Here is a 14,607-nt window from a genome sequence, read left to right on the forward strand (position 1 = left end):
TCATGGTGTTACTGAAAGGAATGACTGAAACGCCTGCGCCAGGATCACCGCTGCCACGCCATACACCGTCAGCCACAATCGCCTCTCCAGCCGCTCCATCATCTCTTCGATCTGATCCAGCCGCCTGCACAGATGTTCATGCTGGATCTCGGCCACCCGCTCATGCGCGGCCAGCCGCAAGCCTGGCGCGCAATCGAATGGCGGATATCCTTCAGCCATCCGCACGCTCCGGCAGCCCCAGCAAGGCGCGCTTTTCGGCATCGCTCAGGAATTCGGCCCCATTGACCCGCGCCCATTGCGCGTCCCGTTCCGCCGACAGCGCAGGCACCTGATCCAGATCGGGCTTCAGCACCAATTCCTCACCGGAAAAACCCGCCAGCCACTCCGACACCGCCGCCGCCACCCGCGTCACCAGAGGCAGCACTGTCAGGCGATAGAACGCCCGGTTGGCCTCCTGATAGTTCGAATAGGTCGCGTCGCCTTGTATCCCCAGCAGCATCGGCGGGACCCCAAAGGCCAGCGCGATCTCGCGGGCGGCGGCTTCCTTGGTCTTCTGAAACTCCATGTCCGAGGGCGAAAAGCCCATCGGCTTCCAATCCAACCCCCCTTCCAGAACCATCGGACGACCAGCATTCCGCGCCCCGCGATAGTTCTGCTCAATCTCATCGGACAGACGCCGGAACTGGTCCTCGGCCATAACTCCATGGCCATCACCGCCCTTCCAGACCAGCGCCCCCGAAGGCCGCGCCGCATTGTCCAGCAGCGATTTTGACCAACGCGACGCGCTGTTATGCACATCAATCGCCATCGCCGCCGCTTGCATCGGCGAGAACCCGTAATGATCATCTTGCGGGTGGAACGACTTGATATGACAGATATTTTCCGCCGCAAACCGGTGTTTCTTGCCGCCCACAGCGTAATCATACGCCTTGGGCCAGCCATCCGCTCCCGGCACCACGCTCATCCGATCGGATCGCAGCACATGCAGCTCAACCGGCAGTCCTTCCTCGGCCTGCACAGCCTCAACATAGGCATTGCCCGACAGCAGCAACTGCCCGAACAAGGCCTCCATCAACTCTGCCCGTCCCTGCGCCGCATTCGGGCGACGCATCAGGGACAGGATCGGATGCGTCTCATACCGCTGCGCCTGATCCTGCAGCACCAGCGGCAACGCCGCCGCCGCCTCGGCAATCAACTTGACCGAGCGGAACCCCACCGGATTCCCCGAAAACCCCGTCCGCGTCAGCGATACAGCGTCCCGAGGGCTCCACGCCACGCGCCCACCGGTTTGCCATGCAACCACGGGTCCGGCTGCGCTTGCCTTTGCTTCGGGCGCTTCCTCTGCCGCTCCACGACGCAAGAAATCGAATACCATCTGTGCTCCTTTCTGCCGCCGCTCTGCCCGGCTTGTTGAAAGGAGTTATGACGCAGAGAAGTTTATGCCTCGGGAATAGAACGTACGGGGGTAGGGCAACGGGTTGGAATTCTTACAAATTCACAACGCAGAAGCGAATAGAGTGGGTAGAAAAATCAATTTGGCGTTTACGGTCTCGCAAGAAAAACATGCCCCTGAATTTTGCCGGACACCGGCCCTTTACCAAACAGCTTTTCGATGTCGGCGGCGGCGGCGTCTGTAATTTCAGTCAATGAGCCCGCAGCACGTTCTTCCAACTCATTTCTAAGCGGTGTCCCCTGGCAGTAAGCCACTGCCGGAGCTTGCGGATTGCTCGCTCGGCTTTGCTCGGAAATGGTCAGTGTTTCGATATCCGTAAAACCAGCTTCCTTAAGATCATCGACAATTGAATCAATATTGCCGTGCCCATGGGGCGTTCTTGCTAAAAACACTGGGGGATCTTCCGGGAAAAACCGAGATGCCGTCTTCGTCACGCTATGCGCAAACTCATTCTCTTCGATACTGTCCCAAACATTGAAGATAAAACACCCGCCATTCTTCAAAACACGAAGGGCTTCTTTGTAACCAGCTACTTTGTCTGGAAAAAACATCACCCCAAACTGGCAACAGACAACGTCAAATGTATTTGCCTCAAAGGGCAACGCCAACGCATCCGCCTGCTTCCATTCTATTCGATTGGCTTTCGGTTGCTGCGTTGACGCTCTGTCCAACATCGGTTGATTTAAATCAGTAACCACATAACGAATTTCGTCGCTCAGCAGCGGGGCCAACGCACGTGTTACTACTCCGCTACCTGCGGCGGTCTCCAAAACAGCTTTGGGTTTGGTATCAGCGACTCTCTTTGCCAAGTCTGCGGCATAAGATTCGAAAATCAATGGAACCAGAAATTCATCATAAATGTCTGGAATTGAGCCGGTGAAGTTTTTGTCACTTGTAGACACTACGAAATCCCTCCCCGACCCCGTGGTCGCAAAGGGTGTATTCCTAGCATAAATCGCTGGCCACGTCACTTCGGACCGCGATCAGTTCTTCAACCGCCACTCTCCGCCTGTTTTTATCCTCACAAACTCCGCACCCTAGGCCGCCGATACGCCCCCGCAGGCCCCACAACCAACTCATGTAACGCCCAGACCAGAGCGTCGACCCGGTCGGGCGAGCCCTGCCCTTCGAACCCGCGCGCGGTCATCTGGAACATCTGCTCCTCCAACGCGTCCAGCCCCGCCATATGCGCCACCCGCCCCTGTTCGTACAAAGCCGCTACAGGTTCGGCCCGCGCGACCTTGCCGCGAGACGCCCGCACCGCGCGATAAGGGACCAGAGGGTCCACCTGCCGCACCACCTCCTTGACTAGTTGCCCGCCCTGATTGACCTCGGCCACCAGCCGCTCGGCCCCGAACTCATCCATCGCGTCAATCGCCGCCTGCGCCCAGCCAGCCGGACCCGCGCCTTGCACTGTGCGGTCGGCCAGCACGTAAGCGCGCCACTCCTCGGGCGGCCCCTGCACCTGCGCGCCAACAACCACGATCCCGCAGGCATCCGCGCCAGAACCGGACGTCACCGCCGGGTCCAGCGCCACGACGATGCGATCCAACGCAGGAACCTGTGCGCATCGCGCCGCCTCCAGCATCGAACCGGTCCACAGCGCGCCTTCCGCATCCGACAGCAACACCCCGTCCAACTCCTGCCGCCCCAGCCGCGTCCCCGTATACCGCGCGCGCACTTCGTCCAAAAACGACTCCGCCAGATTGGCCCGGTTCGCCTCGGTCGGCGCATGGGTCTGCACCGTGGACGGAGACGCCAGCAAGTCCTTCAAAACCTTCACATTGCGCGGCGTAGTTGTCACACAGACCCGGGGCTGATCCCCCAACCGCAAAGCAAACTGCAGCATATCCCATGTCTCCCCAGCCTTTTTCCACTTGGCCAGCTCGTCAACCCAGGCCGCATCGAATTGTGGCCCGCGCAACCCCTCAGGATCATGGGCCGAGAACGCCTGCGCCTCGGCCCCATTTGGCCAGACTAGTTTTCGCTCTGACGCCTTCCAAATAGGTCGACGATCCGGTGGTGAGCATTGCAATATCCCACTATCGCCAAAGATCATCACGTCGCGCACCTGATCAAACGTCTCGCCAAGCAGAGCCACCCGGCGCGCCTTACCCGTGTCCAACGGCAAAGACCCCTCGACCATAGACCGCACCCATTCAGCCCCGGCCCGGGTCTTACCGGCTCCGCGCCCGCCCATGATCACCCAGGACCGCCAGTCACCTTCTGGCGGCAATTGATGCGGCAGCGCCCAGAACTCAAACAGGAAAGGGAGGGCGCACAGCCCCCCCTCCCCGATCTCACTCAGAAATCTGTCCTGCACCGCAACAGGCGCGGAGGCGAGCCAGCCTGCACCCGATCTCAGATCGTGCCCGATCAAGGTCGAGCGCATAGCCCCCTTGAGCAACTCCGGCTTGTCTGTGATGTTGTTCGACAAAGCTTGTCTCCACTTTTTGGCAACTTCGGATCAGCCCCTCAAGCTGTCCCAGTTGCTTACCTGCACCAGCAATATCTGCATCCTCCCCGGCACTGATCTGCCTGCGCAGTTCTTCCGCTGCTTTGCGCAGACCGCGAATGGATGTCTCAAGTGACTGCAACAAGTCAGCCGTTTGGGAAATCCGCTCTTCCGGGGTAATCAATGTCATGTTTGCGTATTGACCTCATGCGTGAGTTTTCTCCGCACGAGAGAAACGAAAAACGGCCGCCGGATGTTACCCCGAGGCCGTTGCTCACTTCTTCTAGCATGACACAGTTCGTACCAAATTAAGTTCGAAAAGTCAATGAATTGCGCAACACCCACGCAACAGGGAACGTTCGGTGCAGGTTAACAATTTCTTCCCCGCGCGCGTCTTTAGCTGCTGCCAGTCAAATCCTGTGCCAGCATCAGCGCATTCATATCCGGATCATAAAACGTGGCCGTGCTGACCATTCCTTCGATCGTTTCCGTCGCACCGTCGAATGCCACCCCTGCATCCTCTAACGCACTGCGCGCGGTGGAGATATCGGCGACCTCAAACACTGGAACACAATTTCCCGGTGAGGGCTCGGCCTGCTCTCCTAAACCCAATGTGACGCCATCCACATTGGTGCGCATCTCACTCCAACCCGCCTCGTCTATGTGATGGGAAAGTTCAAACCCCAATTTGTCGCTGAACCATTCGGCGCTTGCATGGCGGTCCCGAACCGAAATCGCAAGGGTGATCGTGTTTTTCAAAGAAACAAGGGGCATCAATCTTTCCTTTTGAGCTAAATTATATTAACTATACTTTATGGACATTAATTTGCTTGTCAAGCTGACCTCCCGAGCTTGGTCGCTGAATATTCTGGCACTCATGCATTCCGGTACTCCTGGCAGGCAGGCCGCTCTGCTTGCTGCCACCAGCGCAGGAAGAACTGCCTTCGCGGCAAGTCTGGACCATCTCATACGCCTTGACCTGATCGAAAGGAATCCGGGCCACGGGCACCCATTGCGCCCTGAATTCCGATTAACCCTGCCGGGGATCGAAGCCGCCAGTATGGCCAGCGCAATCGTAAACGCCGTTCCGGATGACACCAAGTTCAAGCTCGTCCGTAAATCCTGGACCGTCCCGATCCTGGCACTCACCGGCACTCCGCACCGCTTTTCCGCCATCAAATCGGATTTGGTATCGATCACGGATCGGGCGCTGTCGTCGTCCCTTCAACAGCTAGAGGCGCTCGACTGGATCCGACGGGACATTGAAACTGCCGCGCGGATGCCCTTCCCTACATATCGAGCTGTAAGAACAGGTTTTGCGATCAACCAAGCGGTCAATCTCACTGCTTAAAGGTTGCAGACAGCCCACAACGATCCTTTTCGCCGGATGTGATCTATAACGCACAGCTTGACATTCCGCCCCGCAACCTGCATGAGCGCCTTAACAAAGCGCTGACGCGTGAGCATTGGCAGGTCCGACCTGCTCCACAGCGCTCGATTCACCCCATAGTTCCCCTTCACGCAGGGTTCTGAATGCGACGGCCGGATGCCGCAGGAAACGCCTGTGCATCCAGAGTCTTAGCGTAACCCTGTTGGCATCGCATATTGCGCTGCTGATTTATGTCGCCCGTGGTGATCCAGTCGCCAGGGGCAAAAAAGGAATGATATTTGTTCGACTTTGATATGCTGGGTCTTGCCCCGGCCCTGAATGACGCATTGAAACGCGCCAATTTTTCACAACCCACTCCGATTCAGAACCAGGCAATCCCCATGGCATTGCAGGGGCACGATATTCTGGGCCTTGCCCAGACCGGCACCGGCAAGACGCTGGCTTTTGGCCTACCTCTGATCGACCACCTGCTGGCTCAGACCGGCAAGCCTGCGCCGAAAACCGCCAAGGCTCTGATCCTTGCCCCGACCCGTGAACTGGTCAACCAAATCGCAGATAGCCTGCGCAATTTGACCACGAATACGAAGCTGCGTGTGGCGACAGTTGTTGGCGGTCAGTCCATCAGTAGGCAGATTTCGTTTCTGGCACGCGGCACAGACATTCTGGTTGCCACCCCTGGTCGTTTGATCGACCTGATGGAACGCAGAGCGGTCGACCTCGGCTCGGTACGTCATCTGGTACTGGACGAAGCCGATCAGATGCTGGACATGGGCTTTATTCATGCTCTGCGCCGGATTGCACCGCAGTTGGGTACGCCCCGCCAAACGATGCTGTTCTCTGCCACTATGCCCAAGCAGATGGAAGAACTCAGCCAGGCCTACCTGACAAACCCGCAACGCATTCAAGTGTCCCCTCCGGGTAAAGCCGCCGACAAGATCACCCAATCGGTTCATTTCCTGAGCCGCGCGGAAAAACCGAGCAAACTGCGCGAGATTTTATCTGCGGATAAAGAAGCTCTGACGCTGGTGTTTTCGCGTACAAAACATGGCGCCGAGAAGCTGATGAAGGGCCTCGTGGCCGACGGCTTCAACGCCGCCTCGATCCATGGCAACAAAAGTCAGGGACAGCGTGACAGGGCGATCAAAGCTTTCCGCGCAGGCGAAATAAATGTCTTGGTGGCAACAGACGTGGCCGCTCGCGGCATCGACATCCCGGGCGTTGCCTATGTCATCAACTACGACCTACCCGAAGTGCCGGATAACTACGTCCACCGCATTGGCCGAACCGCCCGTGCCGGACGCGAAGGCGAGGCGATCGCTTTCTGTGCACCGGATGAACTGGATCAACTGAAGCAGATTCAGAAACTGATGAAAATTGAGATTCCGGTCGCCAGCGGCACAATGCCCGAGTTCGCCGAACCCGCAAAATCGCGGAAAGGCGGAGGGTTCCGTCGCCGTGGTCCAAAGCCGCAAGCAGCTAACAAGTCGGGCAATCCCGGAGGCCCAAAACGTCGGCGACCGCGTCGATCCTCCGCCGCCTAAATCTAAAAGGCGCCGCTATTCGCGGCGCCTTTTTTAGTTTCCGGTGCTTTGGCGCTCGGCCTCAATCTCACGCCATTTGGCGACGTTTCGATTATGCTCATCCAGTGTCTCGGCAAAAGCATGTCCGCCGGTGCCATCTGCAACAAAGAAAACAAAATCAGTCGCTTCGGGCGAAACTGCGGCTTCAAGACTTGCAAGACCAGGATTTGCGATAGGTGTTGGCGGGAGCCCATCAATCACATAAGTGTTCCAAGGCGTTGCACGGCGCAGTTCGCTGCGGCGCAGGCCTCGGCCCAACGTGCCCTGCCCCTTGGTGACACCATAGATTACAGTCGGGTCCGTCTGCAGCTTCATGCCTCGCTCAAGCCGGTTTACAAATACGCTAGCAACCTGTCCACGCTCATGCGGAACACCAGTTTCCTTTTCGATGATTGACGCCAAAATCAGCATCTCTTCGGGGGTTTTGATTGGCAAATCATCCTGCCGCCCTTCCCAGGCGGCGTTAATGCGCAGTTGCTGCTTATCCTGCATCGACTGCAGGATTGCCGCCCGATCGGCACCTCGCACAATGTCATAGCTGTCCGGTGCCAGCGCCCCTTCGGCCGGTATTTCAGGGATATCTCCCGTCAACGCGTCGATCTGCTTAAGACCCTCAACCACCTGCCAGGATGTAACACCCTCAGCAATCGAGACCCGGTACCGTGTGTCCGAGTCTTCGCGCTTTTGGGTATAAGCCGCGGGCACTTCTTCTTCCGTCACATCGAACGATGCGATTTCATCGAAGTCCAATGTTGCGGGGTTCAATTCGCGTACACGGGTTTGTATGCGGGTTACACCGATCCGGTACTCAATCTCGGATCCGCAGGTACTGGCCCCGCTCCGCGTAATCTCATCAATGATCTGCTCCATCGAAGCACCCTCGCGGACCAGAAAGCTGCCTGCCTTCAGCTGAGGTGCCTTGTCGGTATAATCCGCCGCCATACGGAATATAGTAGCGCTGCTGATCGCGCCCTGATCCTCCAGCTGTCGGCTGACCTGCGTCATGTTTGAGCCACGTTCGACCTGCAAACACATCGCAGTTTCCAGAGGGCCCGCATTCTTGTATCGCGCCTGCCCCCATAAAATCAGTCCACCGGCAAGAAACAGGCCGACCACCAGGATGGTCAGCATGTTGGAGGCCAAAGCGCGCCACATTTAGCTGGCCTTTCCGAAGATCACACTTGCATTGGTGCCGCCAAATCCAAACGAGTTTGACAGCGCCACATCAATCTTGCGCTCACGCTTAGCATTCGGAGCCAGATCAATCTGCGTCTCGACCGCTGGGTTGTCCAAATTGATCGTCGGTGGCGCAACCTGATCGCGGATTGCGAGGATCGAGAAAATGGCTTCGATCGCGCCTGCTGCGCCCAACAGGTGGCCCGTGGCCGATTTGGTCGAACTCATCGTTACATTCGCCGAATGCTCGCCCAGAAGACGCTCGACCGCACCCAATTCAATGGTATCGGCCATGGTCGATGTGCCATGCGCGTTAATATAGTCTAGGTCCTTCGGCTCCAGCCCCGCGCTGCGTAGCGCTGCGCTCATAGAACGCTCTGCGCCATCGCCGTCCTCACTGGGTGCGGTGATATGATAGGCATCACCGGACATGCCATAGCCCAGAACTTCGGCATAGATTTTCGCGCCACGCGCTTTTGCGTGTTCGTACTCTTCCAGAACAACGATGCCCGAACCTTCACCCATGACAAAACCGTCTCGGTCGACGTCATAGGGGCGGCTGGCTGCTTTGGGGTTATCCGCGTATTTGGTCGACAGCGCCTTGCAAGCGTTGAATCCAGCGATACCGATTTCGCAAATGCACCCTTCGCCACCACCGGCAACCATTACGTCAGCGTCACCGGCACGGATAATGCGACTTGCGTCACCAATAGCGTGAGCACCGGTCGAACATGCAGTCACAACCGAATGGTTCGGGCCTTTGAATCCATGGCGGATCGACACCTGACCCGAGGCCAGGTTAATCAGCGCGCCTGGAATAAAGAAAGGCGACACCCGTCGAGGGCCCTTGTCGCGGATCAGGTTAGCCGTTGCCGCGATGGAACCCAGCCCACCGATACCTGAACCGATAAGAACGCCAGTGCGCAAACGCGCCTCTTCATCCTCGGGTAGCCAGTCGGAATCCTTGCAGGCCATTTCAGCAGCTGCAATCGAGTACAGAATGAAGTCTTCGATCTTGCGCTGCTCTTTCGGCGGCATCCAGTCGTCAGGATTGAATGTCCCGTCGGTGCCGTCGCCTCGCGGAACTTCGCAGGCATACGTTGTGGTGACCCCACTTGCCTCAGCATCAAATTGCGTGATCGGGCCTGCACCGGATTCCCCATCCAGCAACCGCGACCATGTTTCCTCGACCCCGCTGGCCAATGGAGTGACCAACCCAAGACCGGTTACAACGACTCTGCGCATAAAATGCCTCTTGCCTGCTTCCTGTTTGAGAAACGCTCATACCCCGGGCCGGGGTGCGGGGGCAAGAGCAAGGCGCAATCATCACACAAGCAGATTGAGCGGAACACCTACAGTATACACTCTTGCAATGCGGCTCCTGGCCAGATGAAAGCCCGCCCTTTCACTGGACATGAAAGGGCGGAACCTGTTGTTTTGGAAGAAATCTTACTGAAACGCCGCAACCGGTTCGTGCGCTGTGCTGGCAACATTCAGCGCATCTGAAAGCTCGAGCGTCTTTCTGAACAGCGCGCGGCCAACCAAGGCGCCCGAAATATTCGGGATATAAGCCAACCGCGAGATATCATCTGTCGTGCGGACCACACCGCTTGCGATGATCGGTGTGCGAGATGTCTCTGCCAGCCCCGAGATCAGGCCCAGCTGTGCCTCAACGTCTTCCATGTCGCTATCGATATCAGTGACCAGAATTGCCGCAAACGGCGTCTCTGAAAACGCTTCGATAAAGGCCTCTGGTGTAAACGCACTTTGACTACGCCAACCGTCGGTCATCACTGAGCCTTGCCATACGTCCACGGCCAGAACGATTTGGTCCGGGTAGAGTTTGGCCAGTTCTTTCACCAGATTTGGATCCCACGCAGCCATAGTGCCGATAACAATCCGGCCTGCGCCCTTGTCGATCCAATGCTCGACTTGCTCGCGCGATCTCATACCACCTGCCAACTGCACAGGGATTTCGGCAGAACGGATGATCTCTTCAACCAACTCCGAATTGGTATCGCGCCCTTCAAGCGCGTCAAAATCGGTCAAGTGCATCCACTCGGCTCCAGCATCGGCCCAACTGCGTGCCGTTTCTGCGGGATTCACGTGCCAAATCATGGCCTCATCCAGACGACCCTTGTCCAGTGTGACACAGCGGCCGTTCTGCAGTTCCATCGTAGGGTAAATCCTCATGAGCTTGCTCCTCCGCTCAATCGCAACGTCAATAGAGGATACCATACCCTCAACCCTATCGGCGAGAATTTCCAGTTTCGGCAAACCAAAGGCAATTTGCGGCACGATCAAAGAGAAAGGTTAAGCCAGTTTGGGCGGCCCGTTTCTTTTCAGCAGGTTCACCTGACTTCCCATATAGTCGCGCTCGGCCATGAGCTCATAACCAAGCTTTGCCGCCAGATTCTGCGACGCGTGGTTTTCAGCATCAATCAGGGAAACCAGTGGTCCAGGCATTATTCTGTCAAACCAGTCATGTGCGGCCTGAGCCGCTTCAAGACCAAATCCCTGCCCCTGGGCTTCTGGTGCCAATAGCCATCCGGCCTCGGGAAAGCTGTCGAAGTCGTCGCCTAACCCTCGGTTACGATAGAAAAAGCCAGCTTGACCTATCATCTGACGATTCGACTGTCGAAAGACGGCCCATTGGCCAAAACCGGCCATCTGCCAGTGGCCGGCATTCCTCAGAAAGGATTCCCACGCTTCGCCCCGCGATAACGGTTCCCGGCCAAGATGGCGCACAACACAAGGGTTCCGCCAAATCTCAGCGTAACGACTAAAGTCGTCGGGACGCATAGCACAAAGCATCAGACGTGCCGTATTTATCATCGGGGTGGATCGTAGCATGCCCTGCCCGCTCAGAATTTCCTGCCTCGCGTAAATGGTTGCGGGTCAATAGCTATCTGGCAAGCGCGAATTCCGGCTGGGCAAAAAAAACGGCGCCTCCGTTGCCCGGAAGCGCCGTTTTAGCGGATAAAGAAGGTCTTAAGACGCTTCAGAGATGAATTTGACGGCGTCGCCAAACGTTTGGATGGTTTCGGCTGCGTCATCAGGAATCTCGATGCCGAACTCTTCTTCGAAGGCCATAACCAGCTCAACAGTGTCCAGGCTGTCTGCACCCAGATCGTCGATGAAGGACGCGTTTTCGGTCACTTTATCTTCTTCAACACCCAAGTGCTCAACAACGATCTTTTTAACGCGATCTGCGACGTCGCTCATGTCTATTCCTCATTTCATTTCAGGGCATAGTGCCCGGTTCTGCCCTTGCCCGCTCAGGCTGGCCTTGATGTGCCCGTTCTGGGCGGTTTAGGTCCCCGATTACCGGGTAAGTAGAAGGTTGACCATCCGGCCAGCCCCTGCATATGTGCGCCGCCTATAACACAGACAACGCCCGAGGCAAACGCTTTCGCGCCCACCTCGATCCGCGCTCACAACATGGCCATACCGCCGTTCACATGCAAGGTGGTTCCGGTAACATATCCGGCTTCGGCACTTGCAAGATACAGCACAGCCGCAGCAATTTCCGAGGGGTCACCCATACGACCGGCAGGAACCTGCGTCAAAATCCCAGATTTCTGTTCCTCGGTCAGTTTGTCGGTCATTGCAGTCGTAATGAAACCGGGTGCCACCGCATTGGCGGTGATTCCACGGCTGGCAACCTCATAGGCCAACGATTTGGTCATGCCCACCATGCCTGCTTTGGATGCAGCATAGTTGGCCTGTCCCGGGTTCCCTGTCGCACCCACCACCGATGAGATATTAATGATCCGGCCCCAGCGCGCTTTCATCATGCCCCTCAAAACGCCTTTGCACAGCCGGGCAGTAGATGTCAGGTTGACGTCGATCACGCTCTGCCACTCATCATCGGACATGCGCATGAACAGATTGTCTCGCGTGATCCCGGCATTATTCACCAGGATATCAACCGATCCCATTGCCTCAGCAGCCTGCTTCGGAAGGGCTGTCACCGCCTCGGCATCACTCAGGTTGCAGGGCAGAACATGGGCGCGTTCACCCAATTCGTCGGCCAGAGCCTGTAGCGGCTCAACTCGCGTTCCAGACAAAGCCACAGTTGCACCGGCTTCATGCAAACTTCGCGCAATTTCGCCACCGATCCCGCCCGATGCACCGGTGATCAGTGCATTCTTACCTGTCAAATCAAACATTCGGTCTTCCTCTTGATGCTCGGTGTCTTACGATTCGGCCTGAGTCACATTCTGCACGTCATCAGGCGTACCGACAGCTTTACCAACGATCGCACGGTCAATTTTGCGAATCATACCGGACAGAGCTTTGCCCGCCCCGATTTCCCAAGTTTCACTCACGCCTTGCGCAACCATGTACAGTACGCTTTCGCGCCAGCGAACCGAACCTGTGACCTGCTCGATCAGCAACCCACGGATCAGATCGGGATCTGTGACAGCCTCGGCCCGCACATTGGCAACCAATGGCACGGCAGGAGCTTTGATTTCGACATTTGCCAGGGCTTCGGCCATGACATCAGCTGCAGGTTGCATCAATGCACAGTGGAAAGGTGCGCTGACGGGCAACATGACCGCGCGCTTGGCGCCTTTTTCTTTGGCGATTTCGGCGGCGCGTTCCACAGCAGCCTTTGCGCCTGATACCACGACTTGTGTGGGATCATTGTCATTGGCAGCCTGACAAACTTGACCCTGGGCAGCTTGGTCTGCAACAGCGCGCACAGCATCAAGATCCAATCCAAGAATAGCGGCCATTGCGCCCTCTCCAACGGGAACCGCACTCTGCATCGCTTGCCCGCGGGTGCGCAAAAGGCGCGCCGTATCAGCGACCGACAATGCCCCTGCCGCAGCGAGCGCGGAGTATTCCCCCAGCGAATGCCCAGCGACAAAACCAGCATCCGCAATCGAAATCCCATTGGCCTCCAGGGCTCGCATCGCAGCCATCGAGGTCGCCATTAGCGCTGGCTGCGCGTTCTGGGTTAGGGTCAGGTCCGCAATATCACCTTCCCAGATCAGATCGCTCAGCTTTTCCCCGAGCGCCTCGTCCACCTCGTCGAATACAGCCTGTGCAGCCGGATAGGCCTCGGCCAGAGCCTTACCCATACCGATAGTCTGGGCACCTTGCCCCGGGAAAACAAATGCGCGTGTCATTGCAACCTCTTGGATGACGTTAGGTTGCCGCGGGGTGTAAACCGACAGACCGCGCGGCACAAGCTTTGCCTGATCTCTGCACTTTGGCACCGGCTCTGTGCATCCCTTGCTATTGTGTCCTAGGCTTGTAGCGGTAGGTTGTTGCATACGATCCACCTTCCGGAGCCTCAGATGCCTTCGTCAAACACCTTCTCAAGCTATGGAAGCGTAACCAAAACTTTTCACTGGCTGACCGCGTTACTTATCTTCACCGCATTCCCTCTGGGGTGGGTCGCCAACGGATTGGCTCATGCGATTTATGATCCTGCTATAGCCACAACCGAAGATGACATTGCACGCGCCGCCAGCCTCTTTTCTCTCCATAAAACCGTCGGGGTCACTGTTTTCTTCGTCGCGCTCGCGCGTATCTTGTGGGCGATAACGCAGACCAAACCCGGCCTATTGAACGCCGAGAACAAGCCCGAGGCCTTTGCAGCTGAAACCGTGCATTGGCTGCTTTACGCATCTTTGGTTCTGGCCCCACTGACCGGTTGGACCCATCACGCTGCCGCCGAAGGTTTCGCTCCGATTTTGTGGCCCTTCGGACAGGACCTACCCCTTATACCAAAATCCGAGTTTCTGGCAGAGCTGACCGGAAGCCTGCATTGGCTGTTCGTCTGGACACTGGCCGGGTCAGTCGCGCTGCACGTCGCCGGGGCGCTAAAACACCACATTATCGACAAAGACAGCACGCTGCGTCGAATGATGCCGGGCGCCTCGGATGCACCGGAACCGCCAGAGCAAAGCCATTCAATGACGCCCGCATTGGCCTCTTTGGCCATTTGGGGTGCCGTTCTGGTCGGAGGATGGTCAATCGGCGCGTTTGACCACCAATCTACAGCTAGCACAGAGGTCGCAGAACTGACCCAGGTACAGTCCGACTGGAACGTCCAGGAAGGCAATCTAAGCATTACCATCACCCAGCTGGGCAGCCCGGTAACCGGCAGCTTTTCCGATTGGACCGCTGCAATCGCTTTCGAAGATCCGCCCACGCCGGGCTTAGCCGGATCAGCAGATGTCACAATCGCGATAACGTCGCTCAAGCTCGGGACAGTCACAGATCAGGCAATGGGTGCTGATTTCTTCGACAGTGCGCAATTTCCAACCGCTCAATTCAAAGCTGATCTCTTCAAAACTGAGGACGGGTACGAAGCGCGCGGCGCGTTGACCATTCGCGACAAGAGTGTGGACGTAGTGTTGCCATTTACTCTCGACCTTCAGGATGACAGCGCAGCTATATCAGGACAGCTTGATCTGAACCGGCTGGATTTCGACATCGGCACTTCGCAGTCGACCGAGGATTCGCTGGGTTTTGCTGTTACAGTATCAGTTGATCTTTCAGCAAAACGTGGCAACTAAGAAAATGGGCCGCCGAA

General features: G+C 57.1%; 16 protein-coding genes. 3 read left to right on the top strand and 13 right to left on the bottom strand.

All coding sequences use genetic code 11. The annotated features are described in order from the left end of the window. From AC2FH2_RS03740 to AC2FH2_RS03765, 6 genes are all read right to left on the bottom strand, one after another. A complete protein-coding gene (locus tag AC2FH2_RS03740; RefSeq protein ID WP_142633175.1) occupies nt 1-219 on the bottom strand; it encodes a GTA head formation protein, RCAP_rcc01685 family in 219 nt (72 codons plus the stop codon). Beyond that, on the bottom strand, nt 212-1,375 hold the full coding sequence (locus AC2FH2_RS03745) for a phage portal protein (RefSeq protein WP_496822898.1): 1,164 nt from the start codon (nt 1,373-1,375) through the stop codon (nt 212-214). Before AC2FH2_RS03745 ends, AC2FH2_RS03740 begins: the two co-directional genes overlap by 8 nt. Before the next feature lie 167 nt (nt 1,376-1,542). Then, nucleotides 1,543-2,355 (bottom strand): class I SAM-dependent methyltransferase, encoded by an 813-nt coding sequence (locus tag AC2FH2_RS03750; protein ID WP_496822900.1) that lies wholly within the window; start codon nt 2,353-2,355, stop codon nt 1,543-1,545. 119 nt (nt 2,356-2,474) lie between these two features. Then, nucleotides 2,475-3,845 carry a DNA-packaging protein gene (locus tag AC2FH2_RS03755; protein WP_496822901.1) on the bottom strand — a complete coding sequence of 457 codons (1,371 nt, stop codon included), beginning with the start codon at nt 3,843-3,845 and terminating at the stop codon, nt 2,475-2,477. Further along, a complete protein-coding gene (locus tag AC2FH2_RS03760) occupies nt 3,754-4,098 on the bottom strand; it encodes a hypothetical protein (protein WP_281994458.1) in 345 nt (114 codons plus the stop codon). Before AC2FH2_RS03760 ends, AC2FH2_RS03755 begins: the two co-directional genes overlap by 92 nt. Nucleotides 4,099-4,304: 206 nt before the next feature. After that, a complete protein-coding gene (locus tag AC2FH2_RS03765; protein ID WP_271947618.1) occupies nt 4,305-4,682 on the bottom strand; it encodes a VOC family protein in 378 nt (125 codons plus the stop codon). A gap of 40 nt (nt 4,683-4,722) precedes the next feature. Here AC2FH2_RS03765 and AC2FH2_RS03770 point away from each other — a divergent pair, with 40 nt between their 5' ends. Together AC2FH2_RS03770 and AC2FH2_RS03775 are read left to right on the top strand one after the other, a co-directional pair. Beyond that, entirely contained in the window at nt 4,723-5,259 is a 537-nt protein-coding gene (locus AC2FH2_RS03770) for a winged helix-turn-helix transcriptional regulator (protein WP_142633164.1), read from the top strand. 317 nt (nt 5,260-5,576) lie between these two features. After that, complete coding sequence (locus AC2FH2_RS03775; protein ID WP_496822903.1) at nt 5,577-6,839, top strand: DEAD/DEAH box helicase; 1,263 nt, start codon at nt 5,577-5,579, stop codon at nt 6,837-6,839. A gap of 33 nt (nt 6,840-6,872) precedes the next feature. On the opposite strand, the gene mltG is transcribed toward AC2FH2_RS03775, so the two are convergent. The 7 genes from mltG to fabD all read right to left on the bottom strand — a co-directional run bounded on the left by mltG (nt 6,873) and on the right by fabD (nt 13,192). Beyond that, on the bottom strand, nt 6,873-8,033 hold the full coding sequence (gene mltG / locus AC2FH2_RS03780; RefSeq protein ID WP_496701318.1) for an endolytic transglycosylase MltG: 1,161 nt from the start codon (nt 8,031-8,033) through the stop codon (nt 6,873-6,875). Beyond that, nucleotides 8,034-9,299: a beta-ketoacyl-ACP synthase II gene (gene fabF, locus AC2FH2_RS03785; RefSeq protein ID WP_496822905.1), complete on the bottom strand. Its 1,266-nt coding sequence runs from the start codon at nt 9,297-9,299 to the stop codon at nt 8,034-8,036. It lies immediately after the preceding gene. A gap of 204 nt (nt 9,300-9,503) precedes the next feature. Continuing rightward, entirely contained in the window at nt 9,504-10,247 is a 744-nt protein-coding gene (locus AC2FH2_RS03790; RefSeq protein WP_496822907.1) for a 1-(5-phosphoribosyl)-5-[(5-phosphoribosylamino)methylideneamino]imidazole-4-carboxamide isomerase, read from the bottom strand. 120 nt (nt 10,248-10,367) lie between these two features. After that, complete coding sequence (locus AC2FH2_RS03795; RefSeq protein WP_142633154.1) at nt 10,368-10,907, bottom strand: GNAT family N-acetyltransferase; 540 nt, start codon at nt 10,905-10,907, stop codon at nt 10,368-10,370. A gap of 138 nt (nt 10,908-11,045) precedes the next feature. Further along, the gene (locus AC2FH2_RS03800; RefSeq protein WP_005982462.1) at nt 11,046-11,279 is read right to left on the bottom strand and encodes an acyl carrier protein; all 234 of its coding nucleotides are present in this window, start codon (nt 11,277-11,279) and stop codon (nt 11,046-11,048) included. Between the two features lie 209 nt (nt 11,280-11,488). After that, nucleotides 11,489-12,226 (bottom strand): 3-oxoacyl-[acyl-carrier-protein] reductase, encoded by a 738-nt coding sequence (gene fabG, locus AC2FH2_RS03805; RefSeq protein WP_496822909.1) that lies wholly within the window; start codon nt 12,224-12,226, stop codon nt 11,489-11,491. 27 nt (nt 12,227-12,253) lie between these two features. Further along, nucleotides 12,254-13,192, bottom strand: a complete 939-nt coding sequence (gene fabD / locus AC2FH2_RS03810) for an ACP S-malonyltransferase (protein WP_271947631.1) — start codon at nt 13,190-13,192, stop codon at nt 12,254-12,256. A gap of 171 nt (nt 13,193-13,363) precedes the next feature. Here fabD and AC2FH2_RS03815 point away from each other — a divergent pair, with 171 nt between their 5' ends. After that, nucleotides 13,364-14,590 (top strand): cytochrome b/b6 domain-containing protein, encoded by a 1,227-nt coding sequence (locus tag AC2FH2_RS03815; protein WP_496822910.1) that lies wholly within the window; start codon nt 13,364-13,366, stop codon nt 14,588-14,590. The last annotated feature ends 17 nt before the right edge of the window (nt 14,591-14,607 follow it).

Source organism: Ruegeria sp. YTSA105, from assembly GCF_059610225.1.

Bases quoted from the DNA above. Each gene is read 5' to 3' on its own strand.
- AC2FH2_RS03760 (WP_281994458.1), bottom strand. From the start codon at position 4,098: ATGACATTGATTACCCCGGAAGAGCGGATTTCCCAAACGGCTGACTTG.
- AC2FH2_RS03765 (WP_271947618.1), bottom strand. From the start codon at position 4,682: ATGCCCCTTGTTTCTTTGAAAAACACGATCACCCTTGCGATTTCGGTT.
- AC2FH2_RS03770 (WP_142633164.1), top strand. From the start codon at position 4,723: ATGGACATTAATTTGCTTGTCAAGCTGACCTCCCGAGCTTGGTCGCTG.
- AC2FH2_RS03745 (WP_496822898.1), bottom strand. From the start codon at position 1,375: ATGGTATTCGATTTCTTGCGTCGTGGAGCGGCAGAGGAAGCGCCCGAA.
- mltG (WP_496701318.1), bottom strand. From the start codon at position 8,033: ATGTGGCGCGCTTTGGCCTCCAACATGCTGACCATCCTGGTGGTCGGC.
- fabG (WP_496822909.1), bottom strand. From the start codon at position 12,226: ATGTTTGATTTGACAGGTAAGAATGCACTGATCACCGGTGCATCGGGC.
- AC2FH2_RS03790 (WP_496822907.1), bottom strand. From the start codon at position 10,247: ATGAGGATTTACCCTACGATGGAACTGCAGAACGGCCGCTGTGTCACA.
- AC2FH2_RS03755 (WP_496822901.1), bottom strand. From the start codon at position 3,845: ATGCGCTCGACCTTGATCGGGCACGATCTGAGATCGGGTGCAGGCTGG.
- AC2FH2_RS03740 (WP_142633175.1), bottom strand. From the start codon at position 219: ATGGCTGAAGGATATCCGCCATTCGATTGCGCGCCAGGCTTGCGGCTG.
- fabF (WP_496822905.1), bottom strand. From the start codon at position 9,299: ATGCGCAGAGTCGTTGTAACCGGTCTTGGGTTGGTCACTCCATTGGCC.
- fabD (WP_271947631.1), bottom strand. From the start codon at position 13,192: ATGACACGCGCATTTGTTTTCCCGGGGCAAGGTGCCCAGACTATCGGT.
- AC2FH2_RS03800 (WP_005982462.1), bottom strand. From the start codon at position 11,279: ATGAGCGACGTCGCAGATCGCGTTAAAAAGATCGTTGTTGAGCACTTG.
- AC2FH2_RS03815 (WP_496822910.1), top strand. From the start codon at position 13,364: ATGCCTTCGTCAAACACCTTCTCAAGCTATGGAAGCGTAACCAAAACT.
- AC2FH2_RS03795 (WP_142633154.1), bottom strand. From the start codon at position 10,907: ATGCTACGATCCACCCCGATGATAAATACGGCACGTCTGATGCTTTGT.